A 12,609-nucleotide genomic window follows, 5' to 3' on the forward strand; every position below is an offset into this window, starting at 1 on the left:
AATCAAACTTAATCTAAAAGGAATGAGCCCGGTTAAATACCGAGCTCATCATATTATTAATTAAATTAAATTTGTCTAACTTTTCGGGTGCACTTCATAGTGGGTTGCCTTTTAAATTTTTAGCGCTTGCAAATATTAACTTACCAAAGCTTTACAAATTGATTTAATTAAACCCGGACCTTCGTAAATAAAACCGGTGTATAGTTGAACCAAACTTGCTCCCGCATCCAATTTATCCTGGGCGTCCTGCGCAGAATGAATTCCACCAACACCAATAATTGGAAAAGCTTTGTTAGATTTTTGGGAAAGGTATTTTATAACCTCTGTTGAACGATCTTTAACCGGCTTACCGCTTAAACCACCCATTTCTTCTGCAATTGCTTTCTCGGTAGCTAAGTTTTCGCGGCTTATCGTAGTATTTGTTGCAATTATCCCTGCAATTTGTGTTTCAGCTACGATTTCTACAATATCATCCAATTGTTCATTGGTTAGATCTGGCGCTATTTTTAATAAAATAGGCCTCGAAATGCCGTGCTTTTGGTTACGCTGTTGTAGCGTATTCAGTATTTTTTTTAAGGGTTCTTTCTCCTGCAAGGCTCGTAAACCAGGGGTATTAGGAGAACTCACGTTTACCACAAAGTAATCAACCACATCAAACAACCTATCGAAACACTTTATATAATCGTTAACGGCATCTTCATTCGGGGTTGCTTTATTTTTGCCGATATTTCCACCCACAACAATATCTGGATGTTTATCTTTAAGCAAACGCAAACGTTCGGCCATAACATCAACCCCCTTGTTGTTGAAACCCATCCTGTTAATTAAAGCTTCATCATTTGGCAAACGAAACATCCGTGGCTTATCGTTTCCAGGTTGTGGCATTGGCGTTACCGTGCCTACCTCAATAAACCCAAAGCCAAGATTACTCAATGCCTCAACATATTCGCCGTTTTTATCGAAACCGGCAGCCAAACCTACGGGATTACGGAATTTGATGCCGAAAACCTCTTTTTCTAATCCCCGGATGTGAACATCGAAACTACTTCTTATGATGGTTTTTCCGAGCGGAAACTTGTCATTAAACCACTTCAACCGCTTCACAACGAAATAATGTACGTTTTCTGGGTCAAATTTGAAGAATATTGGTTTAATTAGGCGATACATGCAACGAAGATAAATAAAATATGGAAAATGTAAAGATGGAAAATATATAAGGGTAGTTATCGCATTTTCCACCTTACATCACTACATTTTATCCGAACTAGTAAGCCGCTGTAAATTGTTCCTGGTGATGAGCATTGTTTTCAAGCTCATCGGCCAGCACAATCGCCAAATCTTCAACTGATAAAACAGAACGACCATCCTCGTTAAAAACAGGAGAAGTTTTACCTAAACGGTATTTCCCGGTGCGACCGATGGTAATGCCTGGGTGCATCTCAATAGCAGGACTAAAAAATAGCCAGTCTAGTTCTTTTTCTTGTTTCAAACTGTTGAAATAATCTCTCACTGCCGAAGCGCCAGGATAAATCTCCTTCGGAAATTCCGGACCATCAACCAACTGGCTACCATCGATTTGCAAAGTGCCGGCTCCACCGATAAAAATATACCGCTTTACATCAGATGCTTTAACGGCTTTTTGGATTGCTTCTGCGCCTTTTATCGTGTCATCATAAAGGTTTGGGTTAGTCCACCCGGCATTAAACGCACTAATTACCGCATCTGCGCCATTTATTGCTTCGGTTAATTTTTCAGTATCCAAAACGTCAACTGCTACATTGGTTACTTTTTCATTTGCGTTTTCAATTTTGTCGGTATTGCGGGCAATTGCAATTACTTCATTGCCACGACTAATTAACTCGTTTAAAACGGCTTTACCTACAAATCCTGAGGCGCCTATTAATGCTACTTTCATGTTATTGTATTTTAATTATAAAATTTATTAATTGTAATATATTTTGTTACAGTTTTGGTTAAAAAAATTTATTTAAACTTCGAGGTGAAATCGGCCAAGGTTTGTGTTGACAAGTTTTCAATCAAAGCATTTTCAGCTTCGCTGTAAAGCGTATTAAGGTGTTCGTTAATTTGTCTGCCAATCGGGCAATTCGGGTTCGGCTCGTTTTTGTTCTGCCCTAAAATATTGCTGCTCTTTACGGCTTTGTAAACGTCTCCTAGGTTTATGTCAACCGCATTTTTGGCAAGAAATGAACCGCCACCCTTCCCTTCTTTGCTATCTACAAAACCGTGTTTGCGTAAGTTAATGATTTCTTTACGCACCAAAACCGGGTTAATGTTGATGCTACCCGCCAAATAATCCGAGCTCACTAAGCTACCTTGCGCATCATGAAGCAAAGTTAAAATGTGTAACGAAACTGGAAATCGACTATTGTTCATTCTGTAATTATTTTTATTACAGTACAAATGTAAACAGATTTTTTTAGAAACAAAATTTATGGCTAATTATTTTAAAAACGTTCACTAAGTTTAGGGATGTGAAACGGATTGTCGATAATATTAGACCTAATTTTAAACCGCAGCGGAGAAACGTTAATAAATTGTATAGGCCATAATACTTTGAAATCCTAACGAAAAAACCTGTAGATTAACGCATTAGGTTGTTAATCTGCGCATACTGTAACAGCATAATGGTTTTGCCATCTTTAATTTCACCAGTTTCTAATTTGTTCAATGCATCAGAAAAAGAAAGTTCCAGAACCTCAATGTTTTCCTGCTCGTCGTGATGGCCGCCACCTTCGTTAACTTTCATATCTTTTGAATATTCTGCCACGAAGAAATAAAGGATTTCAGTAACCGAGCCCGGCGACATATATGCCTCGAAAACCTTTTTAACGTCTTTAATTTTATAGCCGGTTTCTTCTTCGGTTTCGCGTTTAATTGCCGTTTCCGGATTATCTTTATCCAACAATCCTGCACAGGTTTCAATCAACATGCCGCTTTCGTTGCCGTTAATATACGTTGGCAACCGAAATTGTCGGGTTAAAATTACCGTTTGATTCGCCCGGTTATAAAGTAAAATGGTGGCACCATTACCCCGATCATAGGCTTCGCGGTTTTGGATTTCTGTTGTGCCATCTTTTCTGGTGTATTCAAAAGTGATTTTTTTTAGCGTATACCAATTATCTGAAAGCACCTCAGTATTAATAATTTTAATGTTGTCGTTTTTCATTTTTCGGGTGACTTGGTAGTCAAATGTATCATTAATTTTCCGGGGGTTGGCGTATGCGGGTAATGTTGAGCTGTTTGAGCCAGGAAGAAACAATTTTTTCAAAGCCGCGAATTTTCTTTATAAACCTGATTGCAGTGGAAACCAAAAGCTTTTTCTGCTTTTGTTGCAACGGAAAGCAGGAACAAACATTGATATGAAACGTTGTTTCTGCTTTACAGATTATTTTTATCTAAAAGCAAGTCTTAGCCGAAAGCGATGACCTGCGGGACAGATTTTTCTATTTAAGTTTCAGGCAAAAGAAGCCTTTAAAATTCGTACTTTTGCAGCCGAAATGATTTCAATAAATAATTTAACATTCTTAATTGGCTCGCGGGCCTTATACGAAGATGCAAACTGGCACATTAAACCGGGCGACAGAGCTGGTTTAATCGGTGCTAACGGTACAGGAAAATCTACACTTTTAAAGATTATCGTGGGCGAGTATGCGCCAAGTTCGGGAACGGTTTCTATGTCTAAAGACTTAAAAATCGGTTACTTAAACCAGGATTTACTTTCTTACGAATCTCACCATACCATTTTACATGTTGCCATGGAGGCCTTTGAGCGCCAAAACCAGTTGCATGATGAAATTGAGGAATTGCTTAAAAAAATTGAGACGGATTACAGTGAAGAAGTTTTGTACAAATTAAGCGATAAGCAGCAGGAATTTGAGGCTTTGGACGGCTATAATATCGAATATAGGGCAAACGAAATTTTAGCCGGATTAGGTTTCAGCACTGCAGATCAACTACGTCCGTTAAATACATTTTCCGGGGGTTGGCGTATGCGGGTAATGTTGGCTAAAATCTTATTACAAAACCCCGATATTTTGTTACTCGATGAGCCAACCAACCACATGGATTTACCTTCTATTAAGTGGCTGGAGAACTATTTAGCAGGTTTTGAAGGGGCTATTGTAATCGTTTCTCACGATAGGTATTTTCTGGATAAAATTGTAAACCGAACCGTTGAATCACGCAAGGGAAAATTAACCGTTTATGCCGGTAATTATAGTTTTTACGTAGAAGAAAAAGCTTTGCGTGGCGAAATACAAAAAGGCGAATTTAAAAATCAGCAGGCAAAAATTAAGCAGGAAGAGCGGCTGATTGAGCGTTTTAAGGCTAAAGCATCGAAAGCAAAAATGGCGCAATCGAGGATGAAGGCGCTGGATAAAATGGAGCGGATTGATGATGTTGATGATGATAACCCGACGGTAAATTTTAGCTTTAAATTTACAAAACCATCGGGCCGCCATGTGGTGCGTATTGAACATGCGACTAAACATTATCCAAATGTGCATATTTTGGAAGATGCTGAGGCCGTAATAGAAAAGGGCGATAAAATTGCATTAATCGGCGCAAATGGTAAAGGTAAATCTACCTTGCTTAGAATGATTGCCGGAACCGAAAAATTTGAGGGCCTTTGCGAAACCGGCCATAACGTTACAACAACGTTTTTTGCCCAGCACCAGTTGGAATCTTTACACCTGGATAATGCAATTTTAGAAGAGTTGCAAGCCTTTGCCCCTAAACACACAGACACCGAATTAAGGAGTATTTTAGGCTGTTTCCTGTTTACCGGTGATGATGTTTTCAAAAAAATTAAAGTGTTATCAGGCGGTGAAAAATCGCGTGTTGCTTTGGCAAAATCACTAACAACAGATTCGAACTTTTTAATTCTCGATGAGCCAACCAACCACCTTGATATACAATCTGTTAATATTTTAATACAGGCTTTGCAACAGTTTGAAGGAACTTTTATAGCGGTTTCTCACGATAGGTATTTCCTGGATAATGTAGCGAACAAGATCTGGTTTATCGAAAACGAAAAAATAAAACAATACCCGGGCACTTACGCGGAATACGAAGAATGGAACAGCAAACGTGTAATTCCGGCTTCTAAACCTATTCCGGTTAAAATGCCTGAGAAGAAGAAAGAAGAGCCAAAGCCTTTTACACAAAACACAGCCAATCAATTAAAAAAACTTAACGATGAGCTGAAGAAAATAGAAAATCAAATTTCTGAGCTCGAAGCTTCTGTTAAAAGTATAGAATCGGAGCTGGCTGATGAAAATGTTTATAGCAAAGCTGATAAACTTGCCGAAGCCAATAAACGCTATCTTACAGCAAAACAGGATTTGGATACGCAGCAAACAAAGTGGGAAACCCTAGCTGCTGAAATTATGGAACTGGAAGGTTAAACATAAGTTGTTTGCGCAGCCGGTTTTTCTCCGGCTGCGACGGTTTACTTCTTACGTGATTATATAAAGTGGTATTAAAATACTGCGTCTTTAATTTTTTACCTAATCAGGCAAAATAAACAGGTTTGCTTGCGCTGATTTCCAATAAGCATAATTAATGATAGAGGTGTTGTTTTAGGCATGGCTGTTTCGAAGCAACTTAAAAATATCTGTGTTTAGTTTTTAATCTCTGGTTAATACTCTTTACTTTTAACCATGCAAAAACTAATCGGAATACTTTTATTTTTCATCCCAATACTAAGCTTTGCGCAAAACGATAAAAATTTCACCAACGAAAACAAAATATACCTCCCCAACATCAAAACTGTTCTTTGTTACAACAGCTCAAAAGAACAAAGCATACCGTTACTTGCCATTACATCGGCAGAAAAAATTATATTTTCCTTTGATGATTTATTGGCCGGAACTCAAAACTACTGGTATACGGTTGAACATTGCACCTCAGACTGGCAAACATCGAGAATTGCGACAACGGATTATTTGGATGGCTTTAGCGATGATAGAATAACCGATTACCGCTACTCATCAAATACGACCAGGAAATATACACATTATGAAATAAGCTTACCGAATACGCAGGTTAGGCCAAAAATTGGTGGCAACTATATTTTAAAGGTTTATTTAGATGGCGATAAAAATAAGCCTGTTATTTCGCAACGCTTTTATATTTTGGATAGCCAGGTTGCCGTAGCCGCAGAAATTACCAATTCTTTGCAGGTAGCAGACAGAAACAGCAAACAAAAAATCAATTTTACCATAAATCACTCGATAAATATTCCAAATCCTTACCAGGACATTAAAGCTGTTGTGATGCAAAATTTCAATCAAAATACTGCACAACTCAACACCCGGCCAGCTTTTGTGAGGCCAAATCAACTTGTATATAACGATTTAACGACTAATGACTTTTTGGGCAACAATGAGTTTAGAAAGTTCGACACCAGAAGTTTGCGTTTTAAAGGAGAAAATGTAAAGGATATTTACCGCGATAACGAATCTGTTAGCCTGATGCTTTTTCAAGATGCGCCGCGGGACAAGGGCGCATTTGGCAACCAGTTTGATGAAAACGGGAATTTTTTTATCCGCAATTCTGATGGCCGCAACGACAGAACGGAGTCGGAATATATGAGTGTACTTTTCACCCTGAATGCTGCTGCGCCAACCTTAAATGGCGATGCTTATGTGGTTGGGCGGTTTAACAATTATACGCTCAGTAAAGAAAACAAGCTTATTTATGATGCCGGCAGAAAGCAATTTTACGCCAATATTTTGCTAAAACAAGGCCTCTACGATTATGAATACGCGTGGCTTAATAAAGAAACGAAAACCATAGAAACGCAGCCCTTCGAGGGTTCTTTTTTCCAGACAGAAAACAGCTATCAAATTTTTGTTTATTACAGAAGGCCTGGTGCCCGGTGGGACACGCTGGTTGGTTATAACAACTTAAGTAATAGAGTAAACGACCGATAATTACTGCGTTTTTAAAACCCAAACCGATACACTGCCTGCGTTGCAGTGAAACTCTGCCCAACCATTTTCATCAACTATAACTTCCTGACTACAATGGCCGAGCGCATCTATAAAGGTTTTGCCCTCGAACTTTTTGCCCATTTCCATTGATTTGAACCCCGCTTCACCTGTACTCATTAAAACAGCAAGACCACTGTTTTCATGCTCGTCATCACCTTCCCTGGTCCACCCAACACAGTTTCCATGATCGAAATGCTCTCTTTGCAAACCGTAAGCTAAAGTGCTTCTTATTTTACACATCGTTTCAACTTCAGGCAAGGCGGCCAATTCAATGTGTACATCATTACCTTCCTTGTCTTTGTCATCGTAAATGCCACCATATAAATCGGGGAAAAACAAACATGGGATGCCTTGTTCCCGCAACAATATTATCGCGTAAGCTAATGGCCTGAACCAAAAGTCTACGTAAGACTCTAGCGCTTGCAGCGGTTGCGAGTCATGATTATCGACAAAAGTTACCGCAAGTTCCGGCTTAACCTGAACCAGGGTTTTATCAAAAATCGTTCGCATATCGAACTGGTTTTCTTCATGGCTGGCCAGGTAAAAGTTATGATGAAGTAAAGAATCAAAGATTTGCGTTCTTCCGGCAGTAATATCTATGTATTCCAATTGTCCTTCAATATCAACCACATTCCAATCCTCTGCAACGACGAAAAACTTGCGGTTAAATTTCTCATCAAGATGATCGAGCCATTCGATTATAAATTCAGGATTAATGTGTTTAACTGCATCGAGTCTGAAACCATCAATTTTTGTGGTTTCAACCAGCCACGTTCCCCAATATTTCAATTCTTCAATAACAGCCTGGTTACGATAATCAATGTCATTAAACATCAAGTAATCATAATTCCCAAGCTCTGTAGACGGCACCTGCTCAAAGCCTTCTCCAAGGTAATTTTGAATAGAATAGATAGCTGTTTCCTTTAAATCTTCGGCCCAATCAACCCCACTAAAGCACGTATGATCCCAGATAAACTCCGAATACTTACCTTGCCTGCCCGGAAAGGTAAATTTCGTCCAGGCTTCAATCTCGAAAACATCGCTCGTAAATTCGGTTCGGTTATCAGGATTTACAGTTCTTACTTTTACTTTTTCTAACTCATCGCCACCGGCTTTATGGTTAAAAACGATATCGGCAATCGCCGCGATGCCATTTTCATGCAAAGCATCTATAGCCTTCAGGTATTGGTCTTTTGTGCCGTATTTAGTATTAACAGCGCCTTTTTGGTCAAATTCACCTAAATCAAACAAGTCATAAACGGCATAGCCAACATCGTAAGCAGCGTTATTAGATTTGTATGCCGGCGGCAACCAGACCGCAGTAACACCAATTTCTTTCAAATGATTCGCCTTGTTTACTACTTTGGTCCACAGGTTTTGCGCTTCGTTATAATACCAATGAAAGAATTGGATGATTGTTTGGTTTTGCATTAATTCGATTTTAAGCAAAGATAACATGATAGTTCGTTAATTGTTTTTGTGGCGTGTAAGGCAAAGGTAAATTGGTGGATGCAACTGGAAAATAGTCTTCAAAACGGATGAATTCCTGATAGCTAATGAATTGAAAAACTTCATTGGAACAAAGGGTTAAAACAAAAAACATACTGTTTTAATGGTGCTTTTAATTACTTTTGCGCTCGATTATGAGTTTGAAAAAGAAATTTGCCAGAGAAAGTTTTACGATAATGAATGAGTTGGTTTTACCTAATGATACCAACACATTAAATAACCTTATGGGTGGCCGTTTATTGCATTGGATGGACATTGCGGCTGCGATTTCTGCTCAAAAACACTGTAATCGAATTGTTGTAACGGCTTCTGTAGATAACGTTTCTTTTAAACATCCGATAAAACTTGGAGATGTTATTACTATTGAGGCAAAGGTTACGCGGGCCTTCAATACGTCTGTAGAAGTGAGACTGGATGTTTGGGCCGAAAACATTCCAAGTGGTGCCCGCCAGAAAAGTAATGAAGCTTACTATACTTTTGTTGCTGTAGATCAGAGTGCACGTACCATTCCCGTTCCAGAAGCAATCCCGGAAACTGCAGAAGAAATTGCGCTGTTTGACGGGGCTTTGAGACGGAGGCAATTACGGTTGGTGTTGGGAGGAAAAATGAATCCTGAAGATGCCAGCGAGCTTAAAGCTTTGTTTTTTAAACCGTAACTTTTACACAAGATTTCTTTCCGGTTAACATGATTGTTTTATTTTAGCGATTTACCAAACGCTAAGAAAATGACAACCTATACCATTCTTATTATTTTAAGCGGATTAGTAATATTTTCCTATCTGTTCGATTTAGTGGCGAGCAAAACCAAAATACCATCGGTTTTATTACTATTGCTACTTGGAATCGGCCTGCGTTTTCTTGTCGGGTACCTTAAAATACAAACTTTCAATTTTTTATCTATTTTGCCAACGTTAGGCACCGTTGGTTTAATTCTCATTGTTTTTGAGGGTTCATTAGAATTAAAGTACGACGCCGCAAAAAACAAAGTAATCAGGAGCGCCTTTTTGTCTGCATTAACCATACTGTTAGGTACGGTTACCATCATAACCTTAATCATTTACCAGATTTCGCACCGGGATTTGCACTCCTGCATCGCTAATGCGATTCCTTTCAGTGTTATCAGTTCGGCAATAGCAATACCATCTGCGGCTGCTTTGGGCAAGCAAGACAGAGAATTTGTAATTTACGAATCTTCGTTTTCAGACATACTCGGCATCATTATTTTCAACTTTGCTATTGCAAATCATTCAATCACGACTTCGGCATTTATCGGACTAGGCTTAAGCACCTTTTTGATTATTCTGCTATCGGCTATTGCCTGTATCGTATTGCTCTATATTATGGGTAAGCTAATTCACCACATCAAATTCTTTTTAATAATCTCGATTTTAATATTAGTTTACGCCGTTGGCCAATCGTACCACCTTTCTTCCCTGGTATTGATTTTGAGTACCGGGCTTTTTCTAAACAACGCGGATACAATAAAAAATATCTGGTTTAGAACTACATTTTTATACAAAAACTTAACCGCTGATTTGGCGCAACTTTACCAGCTTTCTGCAGAAAGTGCCTTCATTTTAAGGACTTTCTTTTTTGTAATATTTGGTTTTACAATGGATATTTATGAGTTGAATAATTTGCCGGTTTTAGCCAACGGCGTATTTATTCTCCTTGCAATATTTTTAATTCGGTTAGCGGTTTTAAAGGTTTTCAAATCGGGCAACGCTGCGCCGATTTTATACCTTGCGCCACGCGGGCTGATAAGTGTTCTACTTTATTTTAACCTGCCTGCATCGTTGAAAATGCCTGAAGTTGGAACTTCATTTCTATTTTTAGTTGTTTTAGGGACCAGCATTATCATGACACTGGGCTTAACGCTAAGCAAAAGAAAACTGGATGAGCAGCTTGCTTAGCTAGCTGCCCATTTCTAAAATCTTATCAAACTCCTCGGCTTTCAGGGGCATGACAGATAGCCTTCCCTGGCGAATGAGCGATATATCTTTCAAACTTTCTTCAGCTTTAATCTGCTCCAAAGAAACCGGTTTATTCAACGCCTCCACCGGCGCTAAATCTACCACAACCCAGTTTGTATCATCAGTTGTCGGGTCTTGATAAAATTCCTTTACAACCTTGGCTACGCCAACAACATTTTTGCCTTCGTTACTATGATAAAAAAGAACTAAATCGCCCGCTTTCATTTCTTTAAGGTTATTTCTGGCCTGGTAATTACGAACGCCATCCCAAAAGGTTCTTCCATCTTCATTAAATTTTTCCCAACTGTATTTAAAAGGTTCTGATTTTACTAGCCAATGTTTCATTTATAATGTTTTAAGCTTCGAATTTACGATAAATCAAACGGAGAAGAAAGAAATTAATCGTCCTCCTAAAAAGACAACTCTTGTAACAAATAACCATAAATATTTGTAATCAAATTAAGATATATCCTTGGATTTAATATCCAGAAGTTTGTATTTTTAAGCATGTCAAAGACAAAGCTATCTACCACAATAATAGTTCTATTGCTGTTCAATCAAGCATTCTGTCAAAGTACAGATTCGTTGAGAAACGCTGCCCTAAACGATTCGAAGAACTTCAGATTAAGCGAAGAAAACCTGCGAAAATTTAAAGAATACCGCGGTAATGCATCTTCAGATCTATTTAAGCCAACGCCATCGATTGCCAGTTCCATTTCCCTATTAAACGATTCGATTTATGTAAAATCCTTCCGGGAGGCAGCTTACAAGCAAACCAAAAAACTTTATGCAAAAGGTGAGCATAAGCGAATTGGCGTGTTAGGTTATGCAGCAGCGATAGTTTTTGTAGGCCTGGTTTTTCTGGGTTTAAATCAGATATAAATGCAGATGTATAAAATAGTTCTGCGATAAATTTTGATTTGGCATTTTATGGGGAAAAAATAACCCACCTTTAATATCTGTGTTTCAGAATAATAGCGTTTAAAGCAGCTTAAAGCAGTTTTAGTTAGTTGGCATTTCTATTGTCTTTAGGTGATTAAATACTTAATCATGAAGCACAAATTACAAAAATTCAGTTGGCTGCTATTGTTTGCCATAGTTATTATTTCATCTTGCAGCAAGACAAAAGTCGAGCCACAAGCCAGCATTTCTACTGTGACCACCTTGCCGGCCACATCCGTAACCATAAGTACCGCTACTGTTGCAGGTACAGTTAACAGTAACGGCGGATCAACAATTACAGAAAAAGGAATTTGCTATAACACAAGTTCCAACCCAACTGTTACAAATAATAAAATAGTCGATCCGAGCGGCAACACCAACCCAAACATAACTGCAGACTTAACAAAACTTACGGGTAACACTACCTACTTTGCCAGAGCCTATGCTACGAATTCTATTGGTACAGCTTATGGTTCAGAAATAACTTTTACAACTGGCAACCCAATTGCGATAGGTGAGCTTTATGGTGGCGGAATGATATTTTATATTGATGGTACAGGCAAACATGGGTTAGTAGTAGCGACTGCCGATCAATCCAGCAATGCAATTTGGGGCTGTGAAGGCACAGACATCCCAGGAACTTCTGAACAAGGCATTGGTTTTGGGTTATCTAATACAAAAGCGATAGTAAATGGATGCCAAAGTACTGGTAATGCTGCCGCAATTTGCTATAATCTAGTTCTAAATGGCTTTGATGACTGGTATCTGCCAACCGTTGAGGAAGTCAAAGCAATGAATATCTTGTTTAACACAAGTGCTGCAGGTAGCATTAAATTGCAAACAGGAGCAGGATATATGACTTCAAACCAAGATTATAGAAAAATAAATGGAGCAGTTGCACCTCAGAATAATGTTATAATGTATGTTTTTAAAAGTGCAGGGGATGTACTGTGGCCATTAACAAAATCCGAAGCTAACTGGGCAATTACCCGAGCAATCCGCTCGTTTTAAATACAAAAGGCTTCCTGAAATACACTGCCCCCAAAAAGTTAGACACTTATTAGGGGCATTTTTATGAACAAGAAGTATGATGCGGCTTTTAAAGTCGAAGTTGTTAAAGAACATTTAGAGGGCGATTCTCTTACAGCAGTAGCATTTAAGTGGGGTTT

12 protein-coding genes are annotated in these 12,609 nt (G+C 38.6%); 6 read left to right on the forward strand and 6 right to left on the reverse strand.

What is annotated here, in order from left to right:
- Positions 1–135: 135 nt before the first annotated feature.
- The 4 genes from ASG14_RS07665 to nudK all read right to left on the reverse strand — a co-directional run bounded on the left by ASG14_RS07665 (position 136) and on the right by nudK (position 3,187).
- Positions 136–1,167 carry a quinone-dependent dihydroorotate dehydrogenase gene (locus tag ASG14_RS07665; RefSeq protein ID WP_056870494.1) on the reverse strand — a complete coding sequence of 344 codons (1,032 nt, stop codon included), beginning with the start codon at positions 1,165–1,167 and terminating at the stop codon, positions 136–138.
- Positions 1,168–1,264: 97 nt separating this feature from the next.
- A complete protein-coding gene (locus tag ASG14_RS07670) occupies positions 1,265–1,915 on the reverse strand; it encodes an NAD(P)-dependent oxidoreductase (RefSeq protein WP_056870495.1) in 651 nt (216 codons plus the stop codon).
- A 68-nt stretch (positions 1,916–1,983) separates the two neighbouring features.
- Positions 1,984–2,394, reverse strand: a complete 411-nt coding sequence (locus tag ASG14_RS07675) for an Rrf2 family transcriptional regulator (protein ID WP_056870496.1) — start codon at positions 2,392–2,394, stop codon at positions 1,984–1,986.
- Positions 2,395–2,602: 208 nt separating this feature from the next.
- A complete protein-coding gene (gene nudK, locus ASG14_RS07680) occupies positions 2,603–3,187 on the reverse strand; it encodes a GDP-mannose pyrophosphatase NudK (protein ID WP_056870497.1) in 585 nt (194 codons plus the stop codon).
- Positions 3,188–3,518: 331 nt separating this feature from the next.
- On the opposite strand from nudK, the gene ASG14_RS07690 reads away from it, so the two are divergent.
- Together ASG14_RS07690 and ASG14_RS07695 are read left to right on the forward strand one after the other, a co-directional pair.
- Positions 3,519–5,426, forward strand: coding sequence for an ABC-F family ATP-binding cassette domain-containing protein (locus ASG14_RS07690; protein ID WP_056870499.1), 1,908 nt, complete (start codon positions 3,519–3,521; stop codon positions 5,424–5,426).
- Between the two features lie 255 nt (positions 5,427–5,681).
- Positions 5,682–6,956 (forward strand): DUF5103 domain-containing protein, encoded by a 1,275-nt coding sequence (locus tag ASG14_RS07695; RefSeq protein WP_056870500.1) that lies wholly within the window; start codon positions 5,682–5,684, stop codon positions 6,954–6,956.
- On the opposite strand, the gene ASG14_RS07700 is transcribed toward ASG14_RS07695, so the two are convergent.
- Positions 6,957–8,447, reverse strand: coding sequence for an alpha-amylase (locus ASG14_RS07700; RefSeq protein ID WP_056870505.1), 1,491 nt, complete (start codon positions 8,445–8,447; stop codon positions 6,957–6,959).
- Between the two features lie 212 nt (positions 8,448–8,659).
- Between ASG14_RS07700 and ASG14_RS07705 the strand changes: the two genes are divergently transcribed.
- Together ASG14_RS07705 and ASG14_RS07710 are read left to right on the forward strand one after the other, a co-directional pair.
- Positions 8,660–9,181: an acyl-CoA thioesterase gene (locus ASG14_RS07705; RefSeq protein WP_056870501.1), complete on the forward strand. Its 522-nt coding sequence runs from the start codon at positions 8,660–8,662 to the stop codon at positions 9,179–9,181.
- 69 nt (positions 9,182–9,250) lie between these two features.
- On the forward strand, positions 9,251–10,438 hold the full coding sequence (locus ASG14_RS07710) for a cation:proton antiporter (RefSeq protein ID WP_056870506.1): 1,188 nt from the start codon (positions 9,251–9,253) through the stop codon (positions 10,436–10,438).
- Here the strand turns inward: ASG14_RS07710 and ASG14_RS07715 are convergent, their stop codons facing one another.
- The gene (locus tag ASG14_RS07715; protein WP_056870502.1) at positions 10,439–10,843 is read right to left on the reverse strand and encodes an EVE domain-containing protein; all 405 of its coding nucleotides are present in this window, start codon (positions 10,841–10,843) and stop codon (positions 10,439–10,441) included.
- A 162-nt stretch (positions 10,844–11,005) separates the two neighbouring features.
- Here ASG14_RS07715 and ASG14_RS07720 point away from each other — a divergent pair, with 162 nt between their 5' ends.
- The gene (locus tag ASG14_RS07720) at positions 11,006–11,380 is read left to right on the forward strand and encodes a hypothetical protein (protein WP_157274868.1); all 375 of its coding nucleotides are present in this window, start codon (positions 11,006–11,008) and stop codon (positions 11,378–11,380) included.
- A gap of 168 nt (positions 11,381–11,548) precedes the next feature.
- On the forward strand, positions 11,549–12,451 hold the full coding sequence (locus tag ASG14_RS07725; protein WP_056870504.1) for a hypothetical protein: 903 nt from the start codon (positions 11,549–11,551) through the stop codon (positions 12,449–12,451).
- Positions 12,452–12,609: the final 158 nt, after the last annotated feature.

The organism is Pedobacter sp. Leaf194 (assembly GCF_001423945.1).
Taxonomy (GTDB): domain Bacteria; phylum Bacteroidota; class Bacteroidia; order Sphingobacteriales; family Sphingobacteriaceae; genus Pedobacter.